At 74.2% G+C, this 14,122-nt stretch carries 10 protein-coding genes; 5 read left to right on the top strand and 5 right to left on the bottom strand.

Annotated elements, in window-relative coordinates; genetic code table 11:
- The first annotated feature begins 1 nt into the window (after position 1).
- Positions 2–754: an enoyl-CoA hydratase gene (locus U8525_RS24095; protein ID WP_374268648.1), complete on the top strand. Its 753-nt coding sequence runs from the start codon at positions 2–4 to the stop codon at positions 752–754.
- Positions 755–839: 85 nt separating this feature from the next.
- Here U8525_RS24095 and U8525_RS24090 read toward each other — a convergent pair whose 3' ends face one another.
- On the bottom strand, positions 840–3,593 hold the full coding sequence (locus tag U8525_RS24090; RefSeq protein WP_374268647.1) for a M1 family metallopeptidase: 2,754 nt from the start codon (positions 3,591–3,593) through the stop codon (positions 840–842).
- A 98-nt stretch (positions 3,594–3,691) separates the two neighbouring features.
- On the opposite strand from U8525_RS24090, the gene U8525_RS24085 reads away from it, so the two are divergent.
- Positions 3,692–4,726, top strand: coding sequence for a lysophospholipid acyltransferase family protein (locus tag U8525_RS24085; protein WP_374268646.1), 1,035 nt, complete (start codon positions 3,692–3,694; stop codon positions 4,724–4,726).
- A gap of 221 nt (positions 4,727–4,947) precedes the next feature.
- Here the strand turns inward: U8525_RS24085 and alr are convergent, their stop codons facing one another.
- On the bottom strand, positions 4,948–6,159 hold the full coding sequence (gene alr, locus U8525_RS24080; protein WP_374268645.1) for an alanine racemase: 1,212 nt from the start codon (positions 6,157–6,159) through the stop codon (positions 4,948–4,950).
- A 300-nt stretch (positions 6,160–6,459) separates the two neighbouring features.
- On the opposite strand from alr, the gene U8525_RS24075 reads away from it, so the two are divergent.
- The 3 genes from U8525_RS24075 to U8525_RS24065 all read left to right on the top strand — a co-directional run bounded on the left by U8525_RS24075 (position 6,460) and on the right by U8525_RS24065 (position 9,247).
- On the top strand, positions 6,460–7,320 hold the full coding sequence (locus U8525_RS24075) for a sigma-70 family RNA polymerase sigma factor (protein WP_374268644.1): 861 nt from the start codon (positions 6,460–6,462) through the stop codon (positions 7,318–7,320).
- An 84-nt stretch (positions 7,321–7,404) separates the two neighbouring features.
- A complete protein-coding gene (locus U8525_RS24070) occupies positions 7,405–8,061 on the top strand; it encodes a metallophosphoesterase (protein ID WP_374268643.1) in 657 nt (218 codons plus the stop codon).
- Positions 8,062–8,176: 115 nt separating this feature from the next.
- Positions 8,177–9,247: a hypothetical protein gene (locus U8525_RS24065; RefSeq protein ID WP_374268642.1), complete on the top strand. Its 1,071-nt coding sequence runs from the start codon at positions 8,177–8,179 to the stop codon at positions 9,245–9,247.
- Positions 9,248–9,254: 7 nt separating this feature from the next.
- Here U8525_RS24065 and U8525_RS24060 read toward each other — a convergent pair whose 3' ends face one another.
- The 3 genes from U8525_RS24060 to U8525_RS24050 all read right to left on the bottom strand — a co-directional run bounded on the left by U8525_RS24060 (position 9,255) and on the right by U8525_RS24050 (position 13,982).
- A complete protein-coding gene (locus tag U8525_RS24060; RefSeq protein ID WP_374268641.1) occupies positions 9,255–9,998 on the bottom strand; it encodes a YIP1 family protein in 744 nt (247 codons plus the stop codon).
- Positions 9,999–10,179: 181 nt separating this feature from the next.
- The gene (locus tag U8525_RS24055; RefSeq protein ID WP_374268640.1) at positions 10,180–12,489 is read right to left on the bottom strand and encodes a serine hydrolase; all 2,310 of its coding nucleotides are present in this window, start codon (positions 12,487–12,489) and stop codon (positions 10,180–10,182) included.
- Positions 12,486–13,982 (bottom strand): GDSL-type esterase/lipase family protein, encoded by a 1,497-nt coding sequence (locus U8525_RS24050; protein ID WP_374268639.1) that lies wholly within the window; start codon positions 13,980–13,982, stop codon positions 12,486–12,488. The genes U8525_RS24055 and U8525_RS24050 overlap by 4 nt, the downstream gene beginning before the upstream one ends.
- Between the last annotated feature and the right edge of the window lie 140 nt (positions 13,983–14,122).

Here is a 14,122-nt window from a genome sequence, read left to right as displayed (position 1 = left end):
CATGTCCGATACGCTTCTGACGCAGCTCGACGCCGGGGTCTTCTCCGTCACCTTCCACCGGCCGGAGAAGAAGAACGCCTTCACCCACGCCATGTACGAGGCCGCCACCGCCGCCCTCCAGGAGGCGGAGCGCCGCGACGACGTCCGGGTGGTGCTCCTGTCCGGCGCGGGCGGCGCGTTCACGGCGGGCAACGACATTGGCGACTTCCTGGAGCACCCGCCCACGGGCGAGGACAGCGCGGTGTTCCGCTACCTGCGCGCCCTGGCCGGCATGGCCAAGCCCGTGCTCGCGGCGGTGGAGGGCGCGGCGGTGGGCATCGGCACCACCATGCTCCTGCACTGCGACTACGTGGTGGCCGGGGAGAAGGCGCGCTTCAGCATGCCCTTCGTCAACCTGGGCCTGTGCGCGGAGGGCGCCAGCAGCCTGCTGCTCCCGCGCGCGGCGGGCTTCGCGCTGGCGTCGGAGCTGCTGCTCTTCGGTGACCCGTTCGACGCGGCCACCGCGCTGCGCGCCGGCATCATCAACAAGGCCGTCCCGGAGGCGCAGCTGAAGGACGTGGCCACCGAGCGCGCCCGCGCCCTGGCCCAGCGCCCCGCCCAGGCCCTGAAGGTGACCAAGGCCCTCATCCGCGGCCCCCTGCGCGAGCAGGTGGAGGCCACCCTCAAGCGCGAGGGCGCCGAGTTCGTCCAGCGCCTCGCGTCCGACGAGGCCAAAGAGGCCTTCATGTCCTTCATGTCGCGCGGCCGGAAGTAGTCCGGGCCGCGCCCGGCGCGACGCGGGCAGCGCCGCCGGGGCCGCGTGCACGTGCGCGCGGCCCCGGGGTCGCCTCGGGGGCGGCCTAGCGAGGCGCGGGGGTCGCCTGCGGCGCCTTCGCCCGCTTGCCGGACAGGAAGGCCTCGATGCTCGCGCCCTGGGCCTCCTTCAGCGCGATGCACTGGTCGACGATCTCCAGCACCTGCCGCAGCACGCGCTCGGAGCCGGGCACCTTGTCCACGCGCGGCTCGAAGAAGGCGGCCACCTCCTGGCGCTTGCCCGCGTCGCAGTAGCCGGCGGCCATGTACGGCAGCCGCGAGCCCATGCCCTCCGGCATCAGGCCCGGCTTGTCGCCGGTGCCCACCAGGGTGTCGAAGTTCGCCTTCAGGAACTCCACCGCGGTGTCGCGGGTGCGCGGGTCCCGGGACGCGCCCATCAGGAGCCACAGGTTCTCCCGCACGTCCTGCTTCGGGTCGAGCAGCAGCTCCAGGTTCGCCTTCACGAGCCGCGGATCCAGGGTGTGGACCAGGCCGCCCAGCAGCTCCTGGCGCTGGTGGCGGCTCTGCTCCTCGCCCAGGGCCTTCATCAGCTTCGCGTGCAGGGCCGCGTCCCCGTGCTCCATCGCGATGGAGAGCACCGCGCCCACCACGTCCGGCGCCACCGCCTTGTGGTCCTTGAGCCACTGGTCCGCCAGCGCGCGCGCCTCCGCGACGAGCTTCGGGTCGTTGCCCTCGTTGCCGGCGAGCTCCAGCAGGCGCGGGCGCAGGAGGCGCACGTCCTCGCTCTCCCCGGCGCGGGGCTTGAAGCCCAGCTTGCGCGCGCGGGGCCCGAAGGTGTCGCGGATGTAGCGGGCGCGCTCCGCGTCCTGCGCCGGGGTGAGCAGCCGCGACGACACCAGGTCCAGCAGGTCCAGGCCCGCCTCCAGCACCAGCCGGTCCGGGTCCTCCGCCACGCCCGTGAGCAGCGGCAGCGCGTCCGCCGCGGGCATGAGCCCCGCATGCGCCAGCGCCAGCGAGTCACTCAGCAGCACCACCCGCTCCGCGCGCGACAGCTTCTTCAGGCCGGACTTCATCAGCCTCGCGTGCGTGTCATCAGCCAGGCGCACGCGGTAGTAGCCCGCGCCGTCCGCGTTGGGGAACACCCACGCCGGGCACGCCTTCGCCTCCGGCAGCGCGACCTCCGCCTTCGCCTCCGTCATCAGCGTGCACGCGGTGGCGTCCCCGCGCGCGCCCGGGTACTTCACGCACACCGGCACCTTCCAGGACTGCGCGTCCGGCGCCTTGGAGCCCAGGCGCACGTAGCGCTGCTGGGTGAGGGCCACGCGCGGCGCGCCGCCGTCGCACAGCAGGGTGGCGGTGATGAAGGGCGCGCCCGTCTGGTCCAGGAAGCTGTTCATCACCTGGGCCACGTCCTTGCCGGACTCGGCGGACAGCGCGTCCAGGAAGTCCTTCGCGGTGGCGTTCCTCCCCGCGTGCGCGCGCAGGTAGCGCTGGATGCCCTTCTGGAAGACGTCGCGGCCCAGCCACGCCTCCGCCATGGACAGCACCGCGCTGCCCTTGCCGTAGGTGATGCCGTCGAAGGCGTTCTGGATGTCCCCCGAGTCCTGGATGGGCTGGCGGATGTAGCGCGCGGCCACCAGGCTGTCCACCCGCAGCGCGTCGTTGCGGTCCTGCACGCGCTCCACCGGCGCGTCCCAGGTGGGCTGGTACGCCTCCACGATGCGCGGGGTCATCCACGAGGCGAAGGACTCGTTGAGCCACAGGTCGTCCCACCAGGCCATGGTGACCAGGTCGCCGAACCACTGGTGCGCCAGCTCGTGCACCTGCGTGTTCACGAACGCGCGCTGGCGCCACACCTCGTCCTCCTCCGGCTTCGCCAGGATGAGCTGCGAGTTGAACGTCACCAGGCCCGGGTTCTCCATGGCCCCGCCCATCAGCGGCACCGCGAGCACGTCCAGCTTCTCGTAGGCGTACGGGATGCCGAAGTACCCCTCCAGGCGCTCCAGGATTTCGGGCGTCACCTTCGCGGCCCACGCGCCCTCGCTGGCCCGGCCGCGCGGCGTGATGATGCGCGTCTTCACCTGCTTCTGCCCCGCGTCGCGCGCGGGCAGGAAGTCGAACGGGCCCACGCCGAAGGCGATGAGGTAGCTGGGCAGGGGCTGCGTGGGGGCGAAGCGGTAGATGTGCCAGCCGTCCGCGCCCTTCTCGTCCGCGAGCTGCGGCGTGTTGGTGACGGCCACGTTGCCCTCCGGCACGTGGAAGGTGAGCTGCCACGGCACCTTGAAGCCGGGCTCGTCGAAGGACGGGAAGGCGCGGCGCGCGCCCAGCGGCTCGAACTGCGTGTAGATGTACCAGTCGCCGCCCTCGTTGACGCGGAAGGCGCCGGACGTCTCGCGCTCGGACGCGATGCCCGTGTACGCGAGGTGCAGCTTCGCGCCGCCCACCGCCAGCGGCGCGTCCAGCGTCAGGCCGAGGAAGTCCTCTCCGGCGGAGGAGGCCTTGAGCGTCCGGGTGACGCCGCCCTGCTCCAGCGTGGCCTCCTTCACGATGAGGCCCTTGCCGTGCATCCAGATGACGTCCGTGGCCTTGGCCACCTCCAGCATCACGTCGACGGTGCCCTCGAAGGCCTCCGCCTTGGGGTCCATCTTGAGGACGACGGCGTACTTCGTGGGCCTCACGTCGTCCGGCAGCCGCAGCGCGGGCGGCGTGGGCGCGGCGGGCGCCTGGACGACAGGTGGCGCTTCAACGGCGCCGGGAGCGGGGGCGTTGCCCTGTCGGGCACCGCAGGCCGCGAGGAGGGTGGCGGTGGCCAGGGCCACCGGACGGAGCAGGTTGGGCATGGCCGCGCAGTGTGGACCAGAGCCGCCTGGCAAGGTAGCCACGCGCGAGCGGTGCGTGGCCTTGCTGTCAGGTCCTGTTCGCGGTGGAGTGCGCCGCCGTGTCCGCCCCCCTCGCCCCGCATCCGCTGCCACCGCAAACCAACACCCCGCCCGAGGAGAGAAGGCCGCCGGAGCACCTGCGCCGCATCATCGGCTCGCCGCCGGGCCCCATCGTGGCGTTCCTGACGCGCGGCGTCTGGGCGCTGCTCACGGCGATGTCCCCGAAGGCGCGGGACGCGCTCGCGCGCTTCGTGGCGGGCCTGGCCTACACGCTGGGCATCCGCCGCAAGGTGGCGCTGGACAACCTGGCGCAGGCGATGCCGGAGAAGAGCGAGCAGGAGCGCCGCGACATCGCGCGGGGCGCGTACCTCACCATGGCGCGCGTGGTGGTGGAGTCGCTGCCGTCCGGGGACCGGATGACGCGCGACTGGGACCAGCAGGGCATCGTGGGCGAGGAGGCGTTCGCGGCGCTGAAGGCGCACGTGGCCACGGGCAAGGGCGCGCTGCTGGTGACGGCGCACTTCGGCAACTGGGAGCTGGTGGGCCAGATGCTGATCCGCTGGGGCATCCCGCTCAACGCGCTGGTGCGTCCGCTCAAGGGCGCGCTGAACACGCGCATCGCGGAGAACCGGCTGAACGCGGGCGCGGGGCTCATCTACCCGAAGGGCGCCATCCAGGAGATCACGGACGCGGTGAACCGCGGCGAGTCCGCGTACATGCTGCTGGACCAGGCGCTGCCCGCGAAGTCCGCCGTGTTCGTGCCCTTCTTCGGCCGGCCCGCGTCCACGACGCCCGCCATGGCGGTGGCCGCCGAGCGCACGGGCGTGCCGGTGTTCGTGGTGATGGGCGTGCGGCCGCCGGGCCCGGGCGCCCGCTACACGCTGGAGGTGGAGGGCCCCATCCTCCCGCCGAAGCCCGGCGAGTGCGCGGACCCCATCACCGAGCACACCGCGCGCGTCACCGCGGCGCTGGAGCGCGCCATCCGCCGGCACCCGGAGCAGTGGCTGTGGCTGCACCGCCGCTGGAAGGTGCAGCCCCCGGCGCCCGCCACCGCGCCGGCGCCCGGTCTCACCGAGGGCCCGCCCCCGAAGTAGCGCGCGGCGGCGCACGGGCCGCGAGCGCGTTGGCGCGGGCCGCCGCATGAGCGGTGCCGGTGGCCATGCCGGCGCCGCTCACCGCGCAGGACGGCCCGGCGCGGTGCCGGTGACCATGCCGGCGCCGCTCACCGCGCAGGACGGCCCAGCGCGGTGCCGGTGACCATGCCGGCGCCGCTCACCGCGCGGGCCGCACCGGAGGCGCGCCCCGCGCCGCCCCGCTACTCCACGACGACGCGGCGCAGGTGCGCCCCCAGGCGCGTCACCAGCTCGTAGTGGATGGTCTGCGCCCAGCCGGCCAGGGCCTCGGCGGACACGACCTCCTCGCCGTCGCGGCCCAGGAGCGTGGCCGTCACCTGGCGCTCGTCGGCGGTGGCGTGCGTCACGTCCACCATCAGGTGGTTCATCATCACGCGGCCCAGCACCGCGCACCGCCGCCCGTTCACCAGCACGTGCGCCTTGCCGGACGCGAGGCGTGGGTAGCCGTCGTAGTAGCCCACCGGCAGCACCGCGATGCGCGTGGGCTCCGGGCAGCGGTACGTGCAGCCGTAGCCCACGTAGGCGCCCGCCGGCAGCCACTTCACCACCTGGCTCCTGCACCGCCACGACAGCACCGGCTTGAGCACCGGCAGCTCGCCCAGCACCAGCCGCGCCGACAGCCGCGTCTCCGGCGAGGGCCACAGGCCGTACAGCGAGATGCCCACGCGCGCCGCCTCGTAGCGCGCCGGGGGCAGCACCAGCGCCGCGGCGCTCGCGGCGATGTGCCGCTGCAGCGGCCTCGCGGGCTTGAGCTGCTCGGCCAGGTGCTTCAGCGCCGTCTCGAACGCGTCCAGCTGCGCCAGCGCGTAGGCCTGCTCCGTCACGTCCTCCGTGTTGGCGAAGTGGCTGAGCACGCCCACCGGCTCGAACACGTCCGGCGCGTCCGCGAGGAACCGCGTCTCGCGCGGCAGTTGGTCCAGCGTGAAGCCCTCGCGGCCCAGGCCCGTGTCGATGTGCACGTGCACCCGCAGGGGACGGGGCAGCCGCGCCGCGCGCAGGGAAGGCACCGCGTCCGCCCAGGAGCGATCCGCCACCACCACGTCGATGCCCTCGCGCGCGAGCACGACGGCCTCCTCCGGGGCCACCGCGCCCAGCACCACCACCTGCCGCGCGGGCAGGCCGTGCGCGGCCTCGTGCGCGCGCACCGTGAGCGCGTCCCGCGGCGCGATGAAGTAGAGGACGTCCACGCCCGCGTGCACCAGCGGCAGCACCTGGGCCAGGCCGTGGCCGTAGGCGTTGCCCTTGAGGACCGCCCCCAGCGCCCGGGGCGTGGGACCGGAGGACTCCAGCGCGCGGAACGCCGCCACGTTGTGCCGCAGGTGGGACGCGCTCACCTCCAGCCACGAGGAGTACACCGCGTCACCCGGCCCACCACCGACTTCTTCCACGTTCACACCTCCGCGCCAGCAACGTCCCGCCCAGGCTCTACCAGCAAAGCGCGGGCCATGGGCGACCGTGGCTGGAGGGCCGCGGGGGCCTGGACGCCGCTCGGGCGGACGAGGGCGGCCGGGGCGCCCCGCACGGCCAGGGGGGGCGTGCGCGGGTGGACACGCATGGCGCGGGATCGTGTGCCGGGGGACACCTGACGGGTGGGAGCCGCCGCGCGGCCTGACGGGTGAGACGGCGGCGCGACAGGGGCCGATGGTAGTGTTCCGCCCGTGGTCTCTCCGGAATTGCCCCTAGCCCAGGCCTTCATGACCGCCCGAGGAAAGACGGAGCCCGCGGGCGCGCTCTCCGTCCTCCAGGAGCGGCTGGCCCAGGCCCTGGACGCGGCCCAGCGGTCCTGGCCGGGCATCGCGCTGGAGGGGCCGCGCTTCGCCGCGCACCTGGCGCGGCTGGTGCCCGCGGGCGGCCACGAGGACGCCTGGGGCAAGCTGCACATGGCGGACGTGTACCTGGCCCGGGCGGCGGCGGACGGGGTGCCCGCGGCGCTGGCCACCTTCGAGGAGCGCCTGATGCCGGAGGTGGACGCGGCGGTGGCGCGGCTGAAGCTGCCTCCAGCCGGCCTGGATGAGGTCCGCCAGGCGCTCCGGCAGCGGATGCTGGTGGGCAGCGCGGAGGCCCCGGCGCGGCTGGCGGCGTACCCCGGCACGGGGCCGCTGGCGGGCTGGGTGCGCGCGGCGGCGCTGTGGCTGGCGCTGGACTGGCAGCGGCAGCGCTCGGGGCAGGCGCAGTCGGAGGACGGCGACCTGTCCATGCTGGTGGCGCCCGGCGACGATCCGGAGCTGGCGTACCTCAAGCAGACGTACCGCGCGGAGTTCAGCGCGTCCTTCCAGGCGGCGCTGGCGGCCCTGTCCGCGCGGCAGCGCAACTTCCTGCGGCTGAAGTACCTGGACGGGCTGGGCATCGACCAGCTGGGGGCGCTCTACGGCGTGCACCGCTCCACGGCGGCGCGCTGGGTGGTGGGCGCGCAGGAGGAGCTGCTGGAGGGGACGCGGCAGCGGCTGACGGAGCGGCTGCGGCTGACGCGCTCGCAGCTGGACAGCGTGCTGCGGCTCATCTCCAGCCAGCTGGACGTGAGCCTGAGCCGGCTGTTGCGCACGCCCCCCGAGTGACGCGGCGCGCGAGGGCCCGTCCCCTCGCCTGGAGTCCGAGAATCCGGGCGGGGCATCGCGGCCAGTGCGTTAAAGAGAGGGGAGATGCGAACGCTCTTCATCGGAGATGTGCACGGCTGTTCCGCCGAGCTGGACGCGCTCCTGAAGGCGTGTGACTGGAAGCCGGGTGACCGGGTGGTGCTGGTGGGAGACCTGGTGGCGAAGGGGCCGGACTCGGCGGGCGTGGTGCGGCGGGCGCGCGAGCACGGCTTCCTGGCGGTGAAGGGCAACCACGACGCGCACGTGCTGCGCTGGCACGGCGGCCACGCGGCGAAGGGCAAGAAGCTCAAGCCGGAGCACCGGCAGGTGCTGGACACGCTGACGGCCGCGGACTGGGCCTGGCTGGAGACGCTGCCCGCCTACCTGCGCTTCCCGGAGCTGAACGCGCTGGCGGTGCACGCGGGGCTGGTGCCGGGCGTGCCGCTGGAGGAGCAGAAGGAGGAGTTCCTCTTCAACCTGCGCAGCATCGCGGCGGACGGGACGCCGTCGAAGCGGCTGGAGGCGGGTGAGCCGTGGGGCAGCCGCTGGAAGGGGCCGGAGCTCGTCATCTTCGGCCACGACGCCATGCGCGGCCTCCAGCAGCACCCCTTCGCGGTGGGCCTGGACTCCGGCTGCGTCTACGGCGGCAAGCTCACCGCGTACGTCCTCCCGGAGGGGAGGTTCTGCTCCGTGCCGGCGGCCCGCGCGTACATGACCCTGTAGCCACGGGCGAACCGCTCCTCCAACCTCTCCATGTGGGCTCCGGGATGCCTTCCACACACACCCGAGGCTCTGACATATTCCTTTGAGGCCGTCTTTTTCCGGGAGGAGTTCAACCATGGTCCGCACCTCGAGCCTCTTCAGCGCCCTGCTCCTCGTGAGCGCCTGCCAGAAGCCCCCGGAGGACTCCCCGGCCACGCCTCGCGCCGCGCCGCAGGCGGCGCCGGTGAAGGTGGCGCCGTACTCGCTGTCGGTGCTCCAGGACGCGGCGCCGTCAGGCTGTACCTGGCTGCGACTGGAGTCAGACGGCAGACGCAGGGTCCTGGTCACCGTGGACGCGGCGTGTGAGGGGCTGCAGCTGGCGTGGAGCCCGGACGGCAAGCACGCGGTGGTGCGTGATCCGGCCGGCAGCGCGCGGGGGCCCGGGCGGGTGTGGAGGGTGGACCTGACGTCCGGCCAGGGCGCGGCGCAGCTGCTGCCCGAGGAGGGGCTGACGGGCGCCGTGGGGTTCGACTCGGTGGGGCGGCTGGTGGCGTTGACCACGCACACGGGCGCGCTGGTGCGGCGCGACGACGACTTCCTCTTCGAGGGCCGGCGCATCCCCATCCCGGAGCTGGCGGAAGGACCGGGGCTCGCGCACGCGTACCGGCTGGAGGCGGGGGCGTGGAAGCGCATCGAGACCGTGGCCACGCGCACGGACGCGGACGCGGTGTTCGCCCTGGCCACGACGGAGATGCTGGCGTCCTCCACGGTGGCCGGGGATCCGGACGCGCTGGTGGCGCAGGCCCTGGACGAGGACAGCCAGGACGCGGCCCGGCTGGATGCCGTCGTGCCGCGCCGGGGACACGACGTGTTCGGCGGCTGGGCGCGCGTGGAGTCGCGGGGCGGGCCCCTGTTCGCGTGGCGGACCGTGGGCGAGCAGACCGCGCTGATGATGCCGGTGCGCTGGGAGCTGGAGGACGGCCACCTCGCGGAGCCCGAGGGGCTCGCCCTGCCCGCCCAGAGCCCCGTGCGGGTCCTGGCGCGCGGGGACCTGCTGCTGCTCGCGGGCGAGACGCAGGCGCGCGTCTACGACGCGGGCACGCGGCGCCTGGCGGCGACCTTCGACGGGCTCCGGGCCGCGCGCTTCTGGCCGGAGCCGGCGGCGCGGGTGCCGCACGGGGCGACCGCGGCCTCCGGGCAGCGGTAGGAGCGCCTCAGAACTGCCCGGTGCTCTTGAGCGCCGCGAACATGATGGCGCCGTAGATGCCGCCGCAGAGGCAGCAGGAGAGCACGGGCACCACGAGCGAGCCCGCGACCGCCGTCCCCCAGCTGGTGCGGTGCAGCGTGCGGTACGTGAAGACGCGCAGGCCCATGGCCCAGAAGGGCGCGGCGTACAAGGCGACGAAGGGGATCAAGCCGACGATGTACGACGCCTGGGAGACCGCATACGCGCGCAGGGTCACGGAGTAGCCGCGCTTCACGCCGCCCATGCGGAGGATGAGGTGATCCAGGCCCGCGTGCACCAGGGCGATGCCGGTGTTGAGCAGGGGCGTGAGCACGGCCCAGGCCACCATGCCCACGGTCGCCCACAGCTTCACGGTCTTTGGATCCGCGCCGCCCGTGTCCGCCTCGGGGATGAAGCTCATGACGAAGCCGATGAGCACGGCGTAGACGAGGCCCGTGGGCAGGAAGCCGGCGATGGCCGACAGAAACACGAAGCCCAGGGAGCTGCCCACGGACCCGTCGGGGTTGACGCCCCGGAGCATCTCGGTGGGCCGCACCAACATGCCGAAGCACGTCTGCCAGAACGCCTTGAGGATCCCCAGCTCCCCGCGCCGGTCCCACGGCAGCTGGCCCAGGGGCTCACGCTCGTGGCAGGTGGCGCAGACGGCGCCCTCCGGCCCCTGACGCAGACAGCGGGCACAGGCGAACGCGCCACAGCGGGGGCACGTGGCCACGCTCCGCCACTCGGGGTGCAGGGCACAGACAGGGTCGGCGCCGCCGAAAGCCGGAGGCACCAGCAACGAGGCCCCGCACCGCGCGCACGTCTCCGCGCCGGGTGCGAAGGGGGCCTGACAGGAAGGACAGGAAGGCGTCATCGCCGCGCATCCTCGCACGGCTCGCGCCCCGCCTCGCGTGCTACGGCTCCGGCGGGGACTCCGAGTCCGCCGGCACCGTCGGGGACAGGCTCCCGGCCTTGTCCTGGGTCGGCGCGCTTCCCGCTGGAGCCACGCCCCCAGGCGCTCTCGGGGCCCGGACCTGACGGGCTCGCTTCGCCTGGGCCTGCGCGTTCTTCGCCGCGACCGCGTCGCCCAGGGCCCGCTCGCGCCTCGCCAGCGCGTCCCACAGCTCCGGCGCGTCCGGGTGCAGCGTCACCGCCGCTCGCAAGAGGCCTCGCGCCACCCTGGGCGAACGCGTGTCCAGGAGCCGCTTCAGGAAGCCCGAGGGCGACAGCACCAGCGACCCTTCCGGCGTCTCGAAGGCCTCGCGCACGTGGGGAATCGCCTCCTGCTCCCGGTCCGCCTCCAGCAACCCCATCGCCTGCGCCAGGTGCGCGTCCATCGACTCCGGCTGGAGCTCCGTCGCGCGGTCCAACCAGCGCATCCGGTCCATGGGCTTCCGCCTCGCCCGGTCCGCCAGCGTCAGCAGCTCATCCGTGTAGTCCGGCCGCACCGCGGGGGCGCGCGTCGCCGCGTCCTTCAGCGAGGGCCACACCCGCTCCGGATCCTTCACCGCCTCCAGGCGGGTGCGCTTCAGCGCCGGCACCTCCGCGCGCCTCCACCCCGCGACGAAGCGGGCCACGTCGCTCCGCACGGACGGGCTGAAGCGCTGCGCCTCCGGACACTTCAGGGTCTCGCACGCGGCCAGGTAGTCCGCGAAGAAGCCCGCCGCGCCCTGCGTCCGGTACGTGCGCAGCCGCTCCGCGCCCATCGCCTTCTCCACCGTGGCCGCCATGCGCGCGCCCACGCGGATGAAGACCGACTCGGCGCGAGGCTCGTGCGCGCCGCGGATGCGCTCCATCGCGCCCCGGGGGTCCCGGGCAATCGCCGCCCGGTCGAAGAGCGCCGACACCTTCGCGAAGGCCCCCGGCAGGTCCGCCTCCGGCGGCAGCGCGCCCGGGCCGCGCGTGGCCCAGTCGTGGTACGCGAGCCCGTAGCTCGCCAGCCGCCCCATGCCCTCGTAGACCACCGCGTCCACGGGGTCCGTGAAGTGGCCGCCCCGGGAGGGGGCGCCGCCGTCCAGCACCGCCTCCATCAACCGGATGGACAGCCGGCGCAGCCGCTTCGCCTCGTCCTCCACGTTGGTGGCGAGCGCGATGGCCGCGTCCTCCGCCGGCAGCATCACCAGCAGCGTCGTCGTCTCCGGCTGTCCGCCCGCGTGCGCGACGACGTAGTGGCCCCGCAGCGGATAGGTCGCGAAGCCCATGCCGTAGTCGGTGATGTGCCCGTCGCGGGTCACCATCGTCGCCTGCATGCGGCCCATCGTCTCGCGCGTCACCAGCGCGTCGTCGAGCACCGCGCGCGCGAAGTTCAGCAGGTCCTCCACCGACGCGCGCGTGCCGCCGCCGCCGAAGCGGCTGGTGACGTCCAGGAAGCGCGACGGCTTCAGCGTGCCGCCCGCCACCCGGTAGCCCACCGCCTGCTGCGCGTCGCGCGTGCTCAGCTCGTCCAGGTCCGCGTGGCTCATGTTCGCGGGCCCGAAGACGTGGTCGCGCAGGTACTCGCGGTAGGACTGGCCGGACGCCGTCTCCACCGCCGCGCCCAGCAGGTTGAAGCCCCACGTCGTGTAGAGGTAGCGCGTGCCCGGCTCCGACACGAGCGGCCGGTCCGAGAACAGCGCGATGGCCTCCTTCGTCGTCACCGGCTTCGTGTTCTTGCCGGCGCTCGGGCTGTCGTAGGTGGGCACCCCGCCCAGGTGGCCCAGCAGCTGCCGCACCGTCACCGGCCACTGCTTCACCGGGTACTCGGGCACCAGCGTGTGGATGTCCGCGTCCAGGTCCAGCTTGCCCGCCTGCGCCAGCTGCATCACGGCCACCGCCGTGAAGGACTTGGTGATGGACGCCATGCGGTACGTGGTGCGCACCGTGGCCGGCAGCTTCTTCGCCACGTCGCGGTAGCCGTAGCCGTTCATCCACCGCTGGCCGCCCCGCATCACGCCCACGGACAGGCCCGCGGTGGGGCCCACCTTCAGGTCCGCGCGCACCAGCGCGTCCAGCGTGCGCTGGAGCTCCGGCGAGAACCCGGAGGCCTTCGCGTCCGGCTCCGGCGCGACCTTCGCGCTCGACTCCGGCGGGGACACGGGCTTGTCACCCGGCGCGGACGGCGCGGCCTCCCGCTTCGGCGCGACGGCGGGCGCCTGCGTCACCGACGCGGGCTCCTCCGCGGGCGCCTGCGCGAACGCGGGCCCCGTCTCCAGCAACACCCACAGCGCGACGAAGAGCCGCTTCATGGCACCGCCTCCGCGGTCTGGCCGCTCGCACCGGCGTCCGATGCCGCTTCGCGCGACGTCGTGAGCGCCGGTGCCGGCACCGCGCCCTCGTTCGCCCATCCCGCCAGCAGCGCGTCCGAGACCAGCTGCCCCAGCAGGTCCAGTCCCTGACCGCGCGGATGCACCAGGTCCTCGTGCATGAACCCCGCCTGATTGAAGCGCGCGAGCGAACCCTCGCCGCCCATCGCCGTGTAGAGGTTGAAGAAGCCGCAGCCCTCGGCGAGCGCCACCTCGCGCTCGACCTGGATGGTGGCCTTGAGGAACGGCCGCTGCGTCAGGGGCTTGCCCTGCTCGTGGCCGTCCTGCACCGCGTCCAGGGGGCCCACCACCAGGCACGCGCTGGCGGGCGCGGCGGCGCGGGCGCGGCGCAGGAGCGCGGTCAGGTCCTGGCGCACGGTGGGCAGGTCCGTGCGCTTCCACTCCAGGCGCTTGGACTCATTGCCTCCCAGGAAGAAGAGCAGCAGCTTGGGGTCGCGCTGCGCGAGCTGCGCCTTCAGCGCGTCCTCCTCCAGCCGGCCGTACAGCGTGGCATCCGCGGACGGCACGCCGAGCATGTCCAGCACGATGCCGGGCCCGTCCTTCTGGAGCACCACGCCCTGCACGATGGCGCCCTCGCGCTCCGCGGTGATGTCCAGCCACTTCGCGCCCGCGGGCAGGTCGAAGGACGTGGTGCGGCTGGCGCCGTCCCCCTGGGGCTCCGTGCGCGCGAGCACCGCGCCGTCCACGGACACGACGAGGCGGCCCGCGTCCTTCACGTCCTTCCACCACAGCGTCCCGCGCGGCTCGCCCTCCAGCTTGAAGCGGCCGCGGGCGCGGTGCTCGGTGGCCAGGTGGTACACGCCGGTGATGCCGAACGGGTGCGGCGGCGCCTTCAGCTCGCCCAGCGTGCGCGGCTGCCAGCCGCTGCTCACCGCGGCCGTGCGCGTGCGCCCGCCGTAGGGCGCCATGCGGTCCACCAGCAGCACGCCCCGGCCCGCGCCGCCGAAGCCCACCGCCAGTTCCTCGCGGACCACGTCCACGATGCGGTCCCCCGCGATGAGCGAGTTGCCGAACGCGGCGACCACCGTGGGCGCCTTCGCCGTGCCCTCCAGGAGCCCGTCCAGCGCGGAGTAGAACGGCGTCAGCGCGGACCGCGCGCAGCCCGCGTCCCCGGGCTCCAGGCACGGATCCTCCACCGCGCCCCCCGGAGCACGCAGCCGCGTGGCGAGCGCGTGCAGGTGCCCGGCGCGCTCGGTGGTAGGAGGCAGCGCGCGAAACGCCGAGCGCCCCACCGGACGCGACGGGCTTCGCGGTGGCGCGGGCAGGTTCGCGGAAGCGGGCACCCCGTGAGAAGCACCCTCGCCCGGCTCCACGCGCGCGGCGGCAGTCACCCCGCGGGGAGCACCCGCGCCCTTCTCCACGTTCTCGGCGGCGGACGCGGGCACCCCGCGAGGAGCACCCGCGCCCTTCTCCACGTTCTCGGCCTCGACGGACCCGGTCTCTTCCGCAGCCTCGGGCCGCGCGGAGGGTTGCGCCGCCACGGATGCGGCGGGCGAAGCGCCCGGCTCCGACGGCGGCACGGCGTCCGCCGCGGGAGTCGACGTCAGGGGGAAGC

It is taken from the genome of Corallococcus sp. RDP092CA (assembly GCF_041903675.1).
Taxonomy (GTDB): domain Bacteria; phylum Myxococcota; class Myxococcia; order Myxococcales; family Myxococcaceae; genus Corallococcus.
This window is presented reverse-complemented; position numbering and strand designations above follow the sequence as displayed.

Coding starts and splice junctions, on each gene's coding strand:
- U8525_RS24095 (WP_374268648.1), top strand. CDS start 2: ATGTCCGATACGCTTCTGACGCAGCTCGACGCCGGGGTCTTCTCCGTC.
- U8525_RS24090 (WP_374268647.1), bottom strand. CDS start 3,593: ATGCCCAACCTGCTCCGTCCGGTGGCCCTGGCCACCGCCACCCTCCTC.
- U8525_RS24075 (WP_374268644.1), top strand. CDS start 6,460: ATGACCGCCCGAGGAAAGACGGAGCCCGCGGGCGCGCTCTCCGTCCTC.
- U8525_RS24070 (WP_374268643.1), top strand. CDS start 7,405: ATGCGAACGCTCTTCATCGGAGATGTGCACGGCTGTTCCGCCGAGCTG.
- U8525_RS24065 (WP_374268642.1), top strand. CDS start 8,177: ATGGTCCGCACCTCGAGCCTCTTCAGCGCCCTGCTCCTCGTGAGCGCC.
- U8525_RS24055 (WP_374268640.1), bottom strand. CDS start 12,489: ATGAAGCGGCTCTTCGTCGCGCTGTGGGTGTTGCTGGAGACGGGGCCC.